The following is a 15188-nucleotide window of genomic DNA, read 5'->3' as shown; positions in this document are numbered from 1 at the left end:
CTAGACGAACCGACCGAAATTTTGTACCCGGCCCGCAAATTCCGTAACCGCTACTTCACCCGGTTAAATATAGGCGTTTCATAATTTATTCGCACCTTCGCAGTTCCAAGCACCTTTTTTGAATATGACTAGTTCCATTTCCGGGGGCTCCACGAGCACGGCTTCGGGGGCGGAATTCCCCAGCGTACTCGTGCTGGGCTGCGGGTGGCTGGGCCTGGCCCTGGCCCGCTCGCTGGTACAGGCCGGCCACCGCGTGGTCGGCACCAGCACCACCCCCGAAAACCTCGACGGCATGCGTGCCATCGGGATTGAATCGCACCTGTTGCGGCTTGGTGCCGACGCTGGCCCCGCCGCCGAAGCCCTCCTGCACCGCCTGCTCGCCGATACCGACGTGCTCGTGCTCAACGTACCGCCGCGCGCGGCTGCGGCCGGAGCCTACCCCCTGCTGCTGCGCCCGGTGCACCGGGCGGTAGCGGCGGCCGGCACCAGCTGCGTGCTGTTCGTGAGTTCGACCAGCGTGTACCCCAACGAGCCGCGCACGATGCGCGAAGCCGATGCCATGAGCACCCGCGACGCGGCTTCCGACGTGCTGCGCGCCGAGGGCCATTTCGTGCCCCGCTACGGCCAGTGGAAAAGCACAGTGGTGCGCCTGGGTGGCCTTTTTGGCCCCGAGCGGGCCCCTGGCCGCTTCCTGGCCGGCCGCCAGGGCCTCGACCAGGGTAACGCCCCCGTCAACCTCGTGCACCTCACCGACGTGGTGGGCGTGCTTTCCGGCATTATTCAGCAAGGCTTGTGGGGCCACACGTTTAATGTATGCGCTAACCAGCACCCGCGCAGGCGCGACTTTTACCCCGCCGCCGCTCAATTCCTGAAGCTGGAATCCCCGGTTTTCAAAGAAGAAGAAGAAACAGCAGTAAGTGGCAAAACCATCGACAGCAGCCTGATTCGGAGTCTACTGCCCTACCAGTTTCAGCACGACGACGTGTTGGCGGCACTTGCTTACTGCTAGCGGCAGGTTCCCCTCCTTTTTTGTTTAACCTAGCGTCAGCCGGCCCACGGCTGCCAACGCTCCGGTGTACCTTTGCCCCGTGAAACAAGACGCTGCCCTACTTCCCGTGGCTGTGCTCGGGGGCGGAGCAGCCGGCTTCTTTGGAGCCATTGCCTGTGCCGAAGCCAACCCGAGCCAGCCGGTTATCCTGCTCGAAAAAACCGGCAAGCTGCTGGCCAAAGTGCGCGTGTCGGGCGGCGGCCGCTGCAACGTCACGCACGCCTGCGAATCGCCCGCCCAGCTTGCGGCGCACTACCCGCGCGGCAGCAAGCCGCTGAAAAATGCCTTCCAGCAATTCGGCGTGCCCGATACCATTGCCTGGTTTGCCAAGCGCGGCGTAGCTCTCAAGACAGAGGCCGACGGCCGTATGTTTCCGACTACCGATTCCAGCGAAACCATCGCCCGCGCCCTCGAAGAGGCCGCCCGACTGGCCGGGGTGCGCATCATCACCAACACCAGCGTCGATGAAATTCAGCCTCACCCAGAAAGCGGTTTTAAGCTGAGGATAAGCGGCACCGGAGCCAGCCAATTCGGGGGCATTCTGGCCGTCAGCCGCCTGCTGGTGGCCACCGGCGGCAACCCCAAAAATGCCAACTACGACTGGCTGCGCGCCCTTGGCCACCACATTGCCGAGCCGGTGCCTTCGCTCTTCACCTTCAACGTACCCGATTCGCCCCTCAGTGAGCTCATGGGCGTGAGCGTGCCCCAGGCCCGCGTAGTGCTGGCCGGCGAAAAGCTGCAATACGAAGGCCCGCTACTCATTACGCACTGGGGCGTGAGCGGCCCGGCCGTGCTCAAGCTCTCGGCTTGGGGTGCCCGCCGCCTCAGCGAGTTGGGCTACGCGGGTACCGCACTTATCAATTGGCTACCAGCGCATACCGACGAAACGCTACGTCCCTGGCTACAACAGTTTCGGCAGGACAACGGCAAGAAAACCGTCGGCAGCAATCCGCTCTTCGGCCTGCCCCAGCGTCTCTGGCGCAACCTCACCGAGCAGGCCGCCATCAGCGCGGAAACCCGGTGGAGCGACCTGCCCGCTAAAGCCCAGAACCGCCTACTGGAGCTCCTGCTTCGCACACCGCTGGCCGTGCGCGGCAAAACCACTTATAAGGAGGAATTCGTGACCTGCGGTGGTATCTCCCTCGACGAAGTTGACCTCAAAACCATGCAGAGCCGCCGTGTTCCCGGCCTATATTTCGCCGGCGAGGTCCTCGATATTGATGGCATTACCGGCGGCTTTAACTTTCAGGCAGCGTGGACTACTGGCTTCCTGGCCGGCCGAGCTATGGCGGCGGCGCTGACCGTGACGGTGTAACCTTCCATGCACCCGAGGAGTAAACAGAGGCATCACTTTCACCTCAAATTACTCTTTCCCCATGGAAGCCAAAGCCACCCAAGCCCTGCTCAACGAATTGGTTGAAACCCTCAAAGATGGCCAGAAAGGCTACGCCGACGCCATGACTGACGTCGAAGATGCTAACCTGAAAGAAACTTTCAAAAAATACGCTGCTCAGCGCGCCGAGTACATCACCGAGATTGAGGACCAGATGTTCAAGCTGAACCTCAAGCCCGACGAAGATTCGTCGGTGACCGGCACCATTCACCGCGCTTGGATTGACCTGAAGTCGGCCCTTACCAGCAAAGACAATAAAGCTGTTCTTAATGAGTGCGAGCGCGGCGAAGACTACGCCAAAAAAGCCTACCAAACTGCCCTGAAAGCGCAGGACCTACCCTCTAACCTGAAATCGGTTATCGAGAAGCAGTATCAGGGCGTAACCGAAGCCCACGACAAAATCAAGTCGCTGCGCGATTCGTCGAAGTAATTGCCGCTGGCTTTTCTGAAGCCAACCCAATAAAAAAGGCCGCTCAATTGAGCGGCCTTTTTTGTAACTAGCTATTTCACTTATACTAAACACATAATCTGGATAACCCAGTTTCACCTAACGGATATAACGGATAGCGTTATTCGTCGAAGCTTTCGTTGCGGGGAGCGCGGGGCTCGGGGCGCGTGTCGTACTCGCGGGGCGTGCCATAGCTCGGCTTGTTGCCATAGCTGGGTTTGTCGCCGTAGCTGCCTTTGTTGCCGTAGGCGGGCTTGTTGCCGTAGCCGCTGCCGCCTTCGCGGCGCTCGCCACCACCATAGCTGGGCTTGTTGCCGTAGCTGCTGCCGCCATCGCGGTTGCCTTTGTAGCCGCCGCCGTAGCCGCTGCCGCCCTCGCGACGCTCGCCGCCGCCGTAGCTGCTACCGCCACGGTTGCCACCTTTGTAGCCACCGCCGTAGCCGCTGCCGCCTTCACGACGCTCGCCGCCGTTGAACGGACGACGCTCACGGTCGCCGCCGAAGCCGCCGGGACCACCCGTGCCGCCCGTGCGGTTGAAGCCTTCCTCTTTAGCGGCACCTTCCTGTACGGGAGTGGCGATGCTGAAGCTTACCGGCGTGCCCTGAATGCTGGTGCGACCCAGCTTGCCCACAATCTCATCGGCGTATTCCGACGGTACTTCCACGAAGCTGAACTTGTCGTAGAGGGCGATGTCGCCCACTTTAGCGCCGGTCAGGTTGCTCGACTCCGAAATCAGGTCCACGATGTCGCGGGGGTGAATCCGGTCTTTCTTGCCCATGGTCACGAACAGACGAGTATAGCCGGGGCGAGCCTGGCCGGCCGCCTTGCTGGCGTCGAGGCTCTGCTGAGCACTCTTGTCCTCCTTCATGGTCATTTTCAGCAGCGCGGCGGCGATGTCGAGCGAAGTAATTTCCTCACTCTGGTCGAGCAGGCGCTGCACGCGGCCCACGTATTTCTCGAGGTTGCCCTTCTCCACGATTTCCTTGATTTGATTCAGGAACAGCGTGGTTTTCACTTCCGATACATCAGCAAACGACGGCACCTGCTCCAGTTTAATCTGGGCCTTGGTGAAGCGCATGATGTCGCGCAGCTTATAGATGTCGCGGCCGCTCACAAACGTGAAGGCCTTGCCCGACTTGCCAGCGCGGCCCGTGCGGCCAATGCGGTGCACGTAATACTCTTCGTCGGCCGGCAGGTCGTAGTTGAATACGGCCTCCACGTTGTCCACGTCGATACCACGGGCGGCTACATCGGTAGCAACCAGCACTTCGATAGTCGACTTGCGGAATTTATCCAGCGTGTTCTGACGCTGCTGCTGGCCCATGTCGCCGTGCAGGCCTTCAGCGAAATAGCCTTTGGCTTGCAGGTCGGCTACGATTTCGTCCACCATGCGCTTGGTATTGGCGAAAACGATGCTCGACTTCAGGTTGTACATGTCGAGAATGCGGGTCAGGACATCCTTTTTCTGGGGGCCGCGCACCTCAAAGTAGCTCTGCTCGATGTTGGTCACCGTCATCGTCTGGTGGTTCACCTTCACTACCTGCGGGTCGCGCTGGTACTTCTTGGTGAGCTCCATGATGGGCTTGCTCATCGTGGCCGAGAAAAACACCGTCTGGCGCTCCTTCGGCATCTTGCTCAAAATGAACTCGATGTCGTCGCGGAAGCCCATATCGAGCATTTCGTCGGCTTCGTCCAGAATGATTTTGGTGGTGTTCTCCAGCTTCAGGGTGCCACGCTCAATGTGGTCCATGATGCGGCCGGGCGTGCCAATCACAATCTGCACGCCGCGCTCCAGGGCGCGGAGCTGACGGTCGTACGGGCTACCGCCGTAGATGGGAACCACCATCAGGCCGCGCTTATACTTGCCCAGCTTCTGGATTTCGCCCGAAACCTGCACCGCGAGCTCGCGGGTGGGGCAGAGCACTAATACCTGCACGTCTTTGCTCTCGGTATCGATGTTATCGATGGCGGGAATGGAGAAGGCAGCGGTTTTGCCGGTACCCGTCTGGGCCTGGCCGATAACGTCCTTGCCGGCGAGCAGCACGGGAATAGCAGCGGCCTGAATGGCCGAGGCTTCCTCGTAGCCCATCTCGGTGATGGCGCGTTGTACTTCCTCGGAGAGGTTCAGTTCGTCAAAGCGAACCACAATTTTTTCAGCTTCCATGATTGGAGTTGATAAGGGGGAAAAGAGACTTAGCTCTGAAAACAGCCGTACTCAGCGACGTTTCCCCTCCTTCTACCTTGTCACAATCAGGCGGGAAAAACAACCAAAAAACTACGCGGCCAATGCGTTAGCGCCTCTCTCGGGCCTGCGCGGACTTTGGGCCGTCCTCAAATGCGGGTGCAAAGGTAGGGTTTTTATTTTGGAAAAGCTACTCTTTGGATGAACATTAATAATGAACGTCATGCTGAGCGTAGCCGAAGCATCTCGCGTGCTTCAGTAATTCAATCGCAAGAAAAGATTCACTACCACACGCAAGATGCTTCGGCTACGCTCAGCATGACGCACTTAGGTTCAAAGTATCGCCCAACGGGCATAAAAAAAAGCCCACCAAAGGCGGGCTTTCTTCTTGCAAAGCTGCGTGCTGGACTAAACCAACGATACTTTTACTGCGTTCGGGCCTTTTTTGCCTTGAGCTACTTCGTATTGAACTTTGTCGTTTTCGCGAATCGAGCTAACCTGAAGGTCGCTGATGTGAACGAAGATATCTTCGCCAGTTTCGTCGTTTTTGATGAAACCAAAGCCTTTGGTGTCATTAAAGAATTTTACCGTTCCGGTTGCCATTGTGGTTGGTTGTGGAGTTTCCCTAAGCGTTTGGGCCACCGTGGCTTGATGTCTTAGGTTGCGTCAAAGATAGGCAGAAATTCCAAATGAGCAAGTCGATAGGTATTTTTTTCGATGGATGCCGACCTTTGCGCGCTCTCCCTTTTTTTATACAGTATGCCCGACGCACCCAACCACGCCTTCTCCCACGAATTTCAAGTGCCGGCCAGTGCCATTGATGCGCTGGGCCACGCCAATAATGTGGAGTACGTGCGCTGGGTGCAGGACGTGGCGGGCGCGCACTGGCTGAGCATCTGCCCAGCCGCTATGCGCGACCAGATTATCTGGGTGGTGCGGGAGCACCGGATACGCTACCTGCAATCGGCCTTCGCGGGCGAGACGTTGCGGGCCACTACCTGGGTGGGCGAAACCAGCGGCGCGACGTCGCTGCGCTACACCCGTCTCACCCGCGCGGCAGATGGCGTGCTGCTGTGCGAGGCGGAAACGACCTGGGTGCTGCTCGACCCGAAGAGCGGCCGGCCGGTGCGCGTGACGGCGGAGATGGTGAGTTGGCTACTGCCTTAGCAGTAATACTTTGCTTCGATAATAGACTTTCAAAAAAATCGCAATGATTTATCGATTAATTCTTTTGGTCATTTTTATTAGTCTTATCAGCGTTGCCGGCGCTAGTGCCCAGAAGCCACGCGAAGTATATCACCTCACTGCTGCGCAAGACACATTAGTCCATCAAATAGCAAATGATGGTACTGTTAAAGGTCGGTACGTAACCAAACTTGGATACACACCCCGGCAATACATCAGGTTTGACTCACTAAAAAAAATATCATCTGCTGATGATATGTTGGTTTTAGCGAATCATTATTCAGCTGCCGTAAAGGTCTATGCCTTCGAAAGCCTGTTAGATAATCAGAACTGGGAAAAAGCACTGCAAATGTTACAACTGTGTTCCAAAGATGAAACAGCATTCTTTCACTTATTTGGATGTATCGGCGGAATTCATACTGTTGGGTATTTTATGGGAATTAATTTAAAACTGCGTCTGAAGAAAAACAACGTTATTCTTCCAATTAAATTACAAGGGCAATTCGAAACAATTCTAGCAAGACTTCCTAGTTATGAAAGAGAGGAAAGAATTACTAAGCGCCAAATAAAAAAAGTGATGGCACAAGCAGATAAAGTAGATAGCATACTTGATTAACTTTTCCTTATAAATTTTCAATACATGCCTCCCTCCTTCCGCATCTACTCTTCTTCTGCCGGCTCGGGGAAGACGTACCAATTAACGAAAGAATACCTGCTGCTGGCGCTGGGGGCCGATGACCCGGCGTATTTCAAGCGGGTGCTGGCCATTACGTTTACCAACGATGCGGCGGGGGAAATGAAGCACCGCATTGTGGATGCGTTGCGGAATTTTGCTTACCCGAACCCCGGCAAGCCGGATGCGCTGCTGGCGGAGGTGGCCGAGGAGTTGGGGCTGTCGGCGGGGGAAGTGCGGCGGCGGGCGGCGGCCACGTTCCGGCTGGTGCTGTACCACTACGCCGATTTTGGGGTGAGCACGATTGACTCGTTTGTGCAGCGGATTGTGACGGCGTTTACCCGGGAACTGGGCTTGCCAGCCACGTTTGAGGTGGAACTGGATACGGACAGCGTGCTGCAAAGTGCGGTGGCGGCGCTGCTCGACAAGGTGAACCGCGACCCGAATAGCGTGCTGCTGTCGCAGACGTTGGCGGAATATGCGCTCGGGCAGGCCGAGGAAGGCAAAAGCTGGAGCCGGCTGCCGGAGGAGCTGGCGGGCTTCGGGCGGGTGCTGTTTAATGAGACGGTACAGGAGGCGGTGGCGCAGCTGGACAAACTGAGCCTGGCCGATTTTCGGCGGCTGGACAAGGAAATCCGGGCGCAGCGGACGGCAATTGAAGCGGCTTTTGTGGAGACGCAGGAGGTGGGAGCAGCTATCCTGACTCAGGCCGAGGTGAGCGTGGACGACTTATACTACGGCAAAAATGGTATTGGCCAATACGTGCAGAAGGGCGTGGCCCTGCTGCAAGCCGATGCCGGGCCGAATAGCTACGTGCGCAAAACTTTGGCCGAGGATAAATGGCACGGCGGAAAAATTAAATCGCCCGCCGATAAGGCCCGCGTGGATGCAGTGCGCGAGCCGCTAACGGCGCTGGTGGCGACGCTGGATAAAATGCGAACCGAGTTTTTACCGAATTATACTCTGTTGGCGGCGATGCAACCGTATTTATTTCACGCTTCGTTATTGAGTGAATTAAATAAAATAGTGGAGCAAATTAGCCGCGAGCGAAACGTGGTGTTGATTTCGGAATTTAACCGCCGAATTGCCAGCATTGTGCTGACCGAGCCAGTGCCATTTTTGTACGAGCGGCTGGGAGAGAAATACGAGCACATTCTGATTGACGAGTTTCAGGACACGTCGGTGCTGCAATGGAATAACCTGCTGCCGCTGGTGGAAAACACGCTGGCCAACGGGCACAGTAGCCTGGCGGTAGGCGATGCCAAGCAGGCCATTTATCGCTGGCGCGGGGGCGAGATGGAGCAGATTCTGCGGCTGCACCAGGGCAACACGGAGGCGCTGGCGGCGCGAGCGCGGGAGCCGGAGATGCGTGAGCTGCTGCGGGGGCGCTACGAGGCGTTTCGCGGGAAGCTGGAGCCGCGGGCGCTGCAGGTGAATTACCGGTCGGCGCGGGAGATTATTGATTTTAACAACTCTTTTTTTGAGGCGGTGAGTGCGCGGCACGAAGCGCTGGGACTGGTGACGGGGATTTATGACGCGCATTTTGGGCAGCAAGTACCGGAATCGCAGCGGACGGACCAGCAGGGCCACGTCGAACTCCTATTTACCCAAAAGGACGCCCCTGCTCTCATTTACGACCCCGCCACCGGCGCTTACACCACCGAGCCCCTCCCCGGCCACGCCCCCGAGGCGCTGCTGGGCTACGATGAAAGCACCTGCTACCTCACGCTGCAACTGGTGGAGCAGGCCCTGCACGACGGCTACGAGCTGGCCGACATTTCGGTACTGTGCCGCACGCGCTACGCCAGTAAAATCATTGCCAAGTTCCTGAAAGAGCGGGGCTACGCTATTATTTCGGCTGATTCCTTGGCGCTGGAATTTGCGGAGGTGGTGAACTTGCTGGTGAGCATGCTGCGGGTGCTGCACCAACCGGCCGATACCCTGGCCCGAGCCGAGGCCCTGCTGCTGGTAGATAAGGTGGTGCGGGGGCTGGCTCCCACGCCCGCGCGCGCCCGGCACATTGCCGACGTGGCGAACGCGGCGGGCGGCACCTCGTTTTTTGATGAGCTGCGGACGCTGGGATACGATGTGAACGAAGCCGAAACCGGCAACCTGGGCCTCTACGAACTGGCCGAGCGACTGCTGAGTCTGTTCGGGCTGCTGGGGCGGAATGGGGAGAGCGAGTACCTGTTTCGCTTCCTCGATTTAACGCTGGAATTCAGCCTTAAATTTGGCAATAACCTAGGCAATTTTCTCACGCATTGGGAGGAGCGCAAAGGGCGCATCAGCATTAACGCGCCGGGCGGGCGGGCGGCCATTACCATCACCACGGTGCACAAGGCCAAGGGGTTGGCGTACGGCGTAGTGATTGTGCCCTTTGCCGACTGGAGTTTGGAACCACACCGGGGCACCCTGCTGTGGGGGCATTTGGAAGCCGATGAAAAGCCCCTGGAAAATATGCCCGACGTGGCGGTGGTGAGCCTCAGCAAAAGCATTCAGCAGACGGTATTGGGGAGGCAGTACGACGAGGAGCGTGAAAAAACCTTCCTCGAAGGGCTGAACACGCTGTACGTGGCTTTCACCCGACCGCGCCACCGCCTCTACGTCATCAGCAAGCGGCCGGAGAACCAGAAAACTACCAAAACCGACGAGTTGGAAGCCGCCACGCCTACTGCGGCCGCCCGCACCGTGGCCGACCTGCTCCACGGCTACTTGTTGGGGCGCGGCGAGTGGCAGGAGGAACAAGTGTCTTTCGTTATTTCCCAAGGCACGCCAGCCGCTAAAAGAGCTATTAGCCAACAGTTATTAGCTAATAGCTATGAGTTGACAAATCTTGCCGCCGCGCCTTGGGAGGAGCGCCTGAAGCTGCGCCGCCACGCCACCACGCTCTTCGATTTTGACGAGCAAAAGGCACAGGGCGAGTGGGACCGCAAGCTGCACTTTGCCCTGCGCCGCCTGCTCACGGCGGCCGATGTGGGACGGGTGGCCGGCCAGCTCGTGGCCGAGGGCATCCTCAACGCCCGCGAGCGGCCGGCGCTGGTGGCCAGCCTCGAAACGCTGGTGCGCGACCCGCGCCTGGCCCCCTACTTCGCCCCGCACCTGAGCGTGGAAACGGAGCGCGAAATATTGGTGGGCGGCGTGAAGCTGCGCGACTACAAGCCCGACCGCGTGGTGCTCGAACCCTCCCTCGAAGCCCACCACCGCCTCGGTGGCCGGGTCACGCTGCTGGATTTCCGGCTGCCCCCGCCGCAGGAGAAACACAAGCGGCTGCTGCGGAATTACGCCACGCTATTTGAGCAGCTGGGATACGCCGAAGTGCGCGGGGTTATTTATTATTTCGGGACGGGCGAAGTGGTGGAGGTGTGAGGAATACATTCATTTCAAATCAACTCAGTCCTTCCCCAATGCTTTCACCCTACCTGGCAAATCTTAGAAATAAAGTCGGCCACGACTTATTGTTGCTGCCTTCGGTCACGGTTCTGGCATTTAACTCAAGCGGGGAAGTGCTGCTGGTGCGCCATTCAAACTACAATGTTTGGGTGGCCCCCGGTGGCATGGTAGAGGTTGACGAATCACCAGCTGCGGCAGCGTGCCGGGAGATGGAGGAAGAAACCGGCTGCCGCGTGGAGCTTAAGGGAATCGTGGGGGTGTATGGCGGGCCTGATTTCCGCGTGCATTACCAGAATGGGGACGAAGTTGCTTATGTGATGACCGTTTTTGAGGGCCTGATTACAGGCGGCGAGTTGCGACCGAATGGGCAGGAGACATTGGAAACAAGGTTTTTCTCGCATGCCGAAACTCGGGCAATTCAGACCGGAGCTTGGCTGCCGGAGGTACTGAGCGATGCATTTGCCAGAAGAGGCCATCAGCCCTAACACTCTCCGACAGTGCGCACCTACAGCGCGCTGCCCACTAAAACCGAGCTTGCAGTTCGCAACTGTACTTGTCCAACCGACTCAATGCCCGAGCCACAGGCTCGCAGCCAACCGGCAGCGCGTCGCAGACGCGCGCCAGCAGTATGGATTGGCCTGCGGGCAGCCCCACCGCAAAACTGCTTCCACGCCGCTTTTTAACCCCTTTTTAACGCCCTTTTAACTGAATCCAAATCAGAGGCCACGCCAGGCGGCGGTAATTTTGTATTCCATTATTACCCTTACGCATCTGCATGGCGGCTCATTCCTCCCACGCTTCTTCTTCGCCCCCGCCCACGCCCTGGCAGCGCTTGGTGCGGATGCTGGACACGGAGCGCGATACCATTCGCTACATCTTTTTTTATGCCCTGGTGGCGGGGCTGGTTAGCCTGACCCTGCCGCTGGGCACCCAGGCGGTGTTCAACCTGGTTTCGACGGGGGCCGTGTTTGCCTCTACCTACATCCTGATTGGGGTGGTGGTGGGCGGCGTGCTGCTGGGCGGCGTGCTGCTATTGGGCCAGATGGTGCTGGTGGAGGCCATCGAGCAGCGGCTATTCGCCAAGGCGGCCATCGAGTTTGCCTACCGCCTGCCGCGCATCAAGGCCGAGGCCCTGGAAGGCCAGAACCCGGCCGAGCTGGTGAACCGCTTCTTCGACATTCTCACGGTACAGAAAGGCCTCACTAAACTGCTGATTAACCTGGTATTTGCCGCGTTCCAAATCTTATTTGGGGTGCTGGTGCTGGCCTTTTACCACCCGGTGTTTATCGCGCTGGGCCTGTTCACCATCCTGAGCATCATCGGCATCTACGCCCTCAACTACCGGCGGGCCCTGAACACGAGCATCGATGAATCAGCCTATAAGTACCAGGTGGTGGACTGGCTGGAGCAGGTGGCCGGCGAGCTGCCGCTTTACCGCGACGATGCCGCCAAGCGCGAGCACGCCCTGGCCCGCACCGACCAGCTCACTGCTGCCTACCTGCGGGCCCGCAACGGCCACTTCCGGGTGCTGAAAGCGTATTTTAATTACGGCATCGCGCTGCGCCTGCTGCTCACGGGGGGGCTGCTGATTGCGGGCACCCTGTTCGTGGTATCGCGGCAGATGAGCCTGGGCCAGTTCGTGGCCGCTGAAGTACTGATTGTGCAAATCAGCAGCGCCATCGAGAAGCTGGTGAGCGGCGTGAGCACCGTATTCGACATGCTGACCGGGGCCGAAAAGCTGGCCGCCGTCACCGACCTGCCCCTGGAAGAGGCCAAATCTCAAACCACCGAAATCCATGCTTAACCTGAGCAACGAAAGCGTGGCCGAAACGGTATGGCGCGAAAAGCCCCGGCAGTCGCACCAGGAATTGCTGAGCGCCAAGCGCGGGCGCTGGCTGGGCCGCACGCTGCTGGTCGTGGGCATCGTATTTCTGATAATCCTGTTTCTGCCCTGGCGGCAAACCATCGAGGGCAGCGGCAGCCTCACGGCCCTCACCCCGCAGGACCGGCCCCAGACCGTGCAAAATGCTATTGCGGGCCGCATCGAGCACTGGGCCGTGCGCGAGGGCCAGCGCGTGCGCAAGGGCGACACGCTGCTCACCATCTCCGAAATCAACTCCGAATACTTCGACCCCAACCTGCCCGAGCGCCTGCGCGAGCAGCTGGCCGCCAAGCGCGGCAACGTGACCGCCAACGCCGCCCGCATCGTGGCCGCCAGCGCGCAGATTGACGCGCTGCAAGCCGGCCTGCGGGTGCAGCTCGAAGCGGCCGCCAACCGCGTGGCACAGGCCCGCAACACCGTCGACATCGACAAGGCCGATTTGGTGGCCGTCATCAACTTCTTCGAAACCGCCAAGAGCCGCCTGGCCCGCTACGAGGTGGGCTATCAGAACGGCCTGTTCTCGCTCACCGACATCGAAACCCGCCGCCTGAAATTGCAGGAGGACCTGGCCAAAGTGAACTCGCAGCGCAACAAGCTCGCCAGCAGCCGGCAGGCCCTGGCCAACGCCATTATCGCGCTGAGTGAGATTCGGGCCAAGTACCAGGAAAACCTGGCCAAAACGCAGTCCGACCGCAGCTCGGCCGTGTCGAGCCGGGCCAGCTCGGAAGGCGAAGTGGCGGTGCTGCAGAATAAAATCAGCAACGTGGAGGTGCGCCGCGGGCTCTACATCGTGCGGGCCCCGCAGTCGGGCATCGTGGTGCGCACGCTCAAGGCGGGCATCGGCGAGAACATCAAGGAGGGCGAGTCCATTGCCACGCTTCAACCCGAAAGCCCCGTGCTGGCCGCCGAAATGTACGTGCGGGCCATGGACGTGCCGCTTATTCAGCGCGGCCGGCGGGTGCGGCTGCAGTTCGATGGCTGGCCGGCTATTCAGTTCTCGGGCTGGCCGTCGGTGGCCGTTGGCACGTTCGGCGGGGTGGTGGCGGTGATTGACGTGGTGAGCAGCACCAACGGCCGCTACCGCCTGCTGGTGCGCCCCCTGCGCGGCACGGGCGACGAGCACACCTGGCCCCGGCAGCTGCGCCTGGGCTCGGGCGTGTACGGCTGGGTGATTCTCGATTCGGTGCCGGTGTGGTACGAAATCTGGCGGCAGCTCAACGGCTTTCCGCCCAGCCTGCAGGCCGAGCCCGAAGGTGGCGGCCCCATCCCGGCCGAGGGCAGCAAGGAGAAATCTGGCGGCAGCAAGGAGGAAAAATCGAAATGAGGAAGTGGACGCTCTTGCGGAAAGCCAGCTTTTGGGCCGCCCTGCTGGGGCCGGCCGTGGGCCTGGCGCAGGTTCCGCGGGCTACGGTCGTACCCCGCGCTACGATTCCGGCCCGGGCCGTGGCCCCGCCCAACCCGGTGCCGCGCCCCCGGCTACCCGTTCCGGCCCGGGCCGTGGCCCCGCCGCCCCCGGTGCCGGTGCAGCCGCGCGAAGCCTTGGCACCCGTGGACACGGCCCGCGTGTTTTCGCTGCGGGACCTGGCCACGGTGGTGTTTGCCAACCACCCCATTGTGAAACAGGCCGCCCTGCTCAGCGAGCGGGCGCAGAGCCAGGTATTGCAGGCGCGGGGCGGCTTTGACCCCAAGGCCACGTCGGGCTTCGACCGCAAAATATTCGGCGGCACCGACTATTATAACAAGTGGGCCAACGAGTTCAAGGTGCCCATCTGGCTGGGCGGCATCGACCTAAAGGCCGGCTACGACCGCTACGTGGGTACCTACGTGAACCCCGAAACCCGCACGCCGCTCAATGGGCTGGCCGGCGTGGGCCTCTCGGTGCCGCTGGGCCAGGGCCTGCTGATTGACGCCCGACGCAGCACCCTGCGGCAGGCCCGCATCATGGTTTCGGCCGCCGAGGCCGACCGGGTGAAGCAAATCAACGACGTGTGGCTGCAAGCCGCCAAGGACTACTGGACCTGGTACTACACTTACCAGCAGGCGGCCCTGATTCAGGAAGGAGTCGATTTGGCCGAAACCCGCTTCCGCGCCATTAGTCAGCGGGTTGATTTGGGCGACCAGGCTCCCATCGACTCCGTGGAGGCCCGCATCACGGCCCAGGACCGCCAGGTGCAGGCCCAGCAGCTGGCCGTGGACCTGCAAAATGCCCGCCTCGTGCTCTCCAACCACCTTTGGAACCGCGACAGCCAGCCCGTGGAGCTGCCCGCTACCGCCATGCCCCAGCCTGCCCGCGTCGACAGCCTGACCCGCCAGGAGTTCACGCGCCTGCGGGAGCGGGCGGCCACCGAGCATCCCACCCTGCGCAAGCTCGACGCTAAAATCCTGCAGCTTGGCGTGGAAGAGCGGTACCGCCGCGAGCTGCTCAAGCCCACCCTCAACGTGAGCGGCACGCTGCTGAGCCGGGGCGATTTCTACCGCCCTGAAGTGCCGGCGAGCTATGATTTCGGCCTGAACAACTACAAGGTGGGCGTCGATTTCGCGCTGCCCATTTTCCTGCGGCAGGCCCGGGGCCAGCTGCAAGTGGTGCGCCTCAACGTGCGCGAAACCGTGCTGGAGCAGCAGCAGAGCCGCCGCACCATCGGCAACCAGCTCACGGCCGTGTACAACTCCCTGCGCGCCTACGAGCGCCAGCTCGCCGTGCAAACCCTCACCATCGCCAACCAGCGCACGTTGCTCAACGCCGAGCTCCAGAAGTACGACCTCGGCGAAAGCACTTTTTTCCTCATCAACGCCCGCGAAACCAAGCTCATCGACCTGCGCATCAAGCAGGAAAGCCTGCGCGCCAGCTACGAGAAGGCAGTGGCCGAGCTGTACTACTACGCGGGAACGCGGTCGGTGAACGGGGAGTAGCGGAGGAGGAGTAGCAGGCATAAACAAGAACGGTCATGCTGAGCGTAGTCGAAGCATCTCTACCGCAGTAGTAACCC

12 protein-coding genes are annotated in these 15188 nt (G+C 60.1%); 10 read left to right on the top strand and 2 right to left on the bottom strand.

What is annotated here, in order from left to right:
• Positions 1-124 precede the first annotated feature (124 nt).
• From ABIB44_RS00710 to ABIB44_RS00700, 3 genes are all read left to right on the top strand, one after another.
• Complete coding sequence (locus tag ABIB44_RS00710; RefSeq protein ID WP_354582699.1) at positions 125-1009, top strand: NAD(P)-binding domain-containing protein; 885 nt, start codon at positions 125-127, stop codon at positions 1007-1009.
• Between the two features lie 79 nt (positions 1010-1088).
• A complete protein-coding gene (locus ABIB44_RS00705; RefSeq protein WP_354582698.1) occupies positions 1089-2363 on the top strand; it encodes a BaiN/RdsA family NAD(P)/FAD-dependent oxidoreductase in 1275 nt (424 codons plus the stop codon).
• A gap of 61 nt (positions 2364-2424) precedes the next feature.
• Positions 2425-2871, top strand: coding sequence for a PA2169 family four-helix-bundle protein (locus ABIB44_RS00700; protein WP_354582697.1), 447 nt, complete (start codon positions 2425-2427; stop codon positions 2869-2871).
• Positions 2872-3010: 139 nt separating this feature from the next.
• Here ABIB44_RS00700 and ABIB44_RS00695 read toward each other — a convergent pair whose 3' ends face one another.
• A complete protein-coding gene (locus ABIB44_RS00695; RefSeq protein ID WP_354582696.1) occupies positions 3011-5053 on the bottom strand; it encodes a DEAD/DEAH box helicase in 2043 nt (680 codons plus the stop codon).
• 426 nt (positions 5054-5479) lie between these two features.
• Entirely contained in the window at positions 5480-5674 is a 195-nt protein-coding gene (locus tag ABIB44_RS00690; protein WP_208173229.1) for a cold-shock protein, read from the bottom strand.
• A gap of 156 nt (positions 5675-5830) precedes the next feature.
• On the opposite strand from ABIB44_RS00690, the gene ABIB44_RS00685 reads away from it, so the two are divergent.
• From ABIB44_RS00685 to ABIB44_RS00655, 7 genes are all read left to right on the top strand, one after another.
• Positions 5831-6238 carry an acyl-CoA thioesterase gene (locus ABIB44_RS00685; RefSeq protein WP_354582695.1) on the top strand — a complete coding sequence of 136 codons (408 nt, stop codon included), beginning with the start codon at positions 5831-5833 and terminating at the stop codon, positions 6236-6238.
• A 43-nt stretch (positions 6239-6281) separates the two neighbouring features.
• Positions 6282-6872 carry a hypothetical protein gene (locus ABIB44_RS00680; RefSeq protein WP_354582694.1) on the top strand — a complete coding sequence of 197 codons (591 nt, stop codon included), beginning with the start codon at positions 6282-6284 and terminating at the stop codon, positions 6870-6872.
• A 24-nt stretch (positions 6873-6896) separates the two neighbouring features.
• On the top strand, positions 6897-10295 hold the full coding sequence (locus ABIB44_RS00675; protein ID WP_354582693.1) for a UvrD-helicase domain-containing protein: 3399 nt from the start codon (positions 6897-6899) through the stop codon (positions 10293-10295).
• A gap of 38 nt (positions 10296-10333) precedes the next feature.
• Positions 10334-10804, top strand: a complete 471-nt coding sequence (locus tag ABIB44_RS00670; protein WP_354582692.1) for an NUDIX domain-containing protein — start codon at positions 10334-10336, stop codon at positions 10802-10804.
• A 290-nt stretch (positions 10805-11094) separates the two neighbouring features.
• Positions 11095-12123: an ATP-binding cassette domain-containing protein gene (locus tag ABIB44_RS00665; RefSeq protein WP_354582691.1), complete on the top strand. Its 1029-nt coding sequence runs from the start codon at positions 11095-11097 to the stop codon at positions 12121-12123.
• Entirely contained in the window at positions 12116-13525 is a 1410-nt protein-coding gene (locus tag ABIB44_RS00660) for an HlyD family secretion protein (RefSeq protein ID WP_354582690.1), read from the top strand. The genes ABIB44_RS00665 and ABIB44_RS00660 overlap by 8 nt, the downstream gene beginning before the upstream one ends.
• Positions 13522-15111, top strand: a complete 1590-nt coding sequence (locus ABIB44_RS00655) for a TolC family protein (RefSeq protein WP_354582689.1) — start codon at positions 13522-13524, stop codon at positions 15109-15111. Before ABIB44_RS00660 ends, ABIB44_RS00655 begins: the two co-directional genes overlap by 4 nt.
• Positions 15112-15188: the final 77 nt, after the last annotated feature.

It is taken from the genome of Hymenobacter sp. UYCo722 (assembly GCF_040547115.1).
Lineage (GTDB): Bacteria > Bacteroidota > Bacteroidia > Cytophagales > Hymenobacteraceae > Hymenobacter.
Note: the sequence above shows the minus strand (reverse complement) of the source record. Positions and strands in the feature narration are given on the sequence as shown.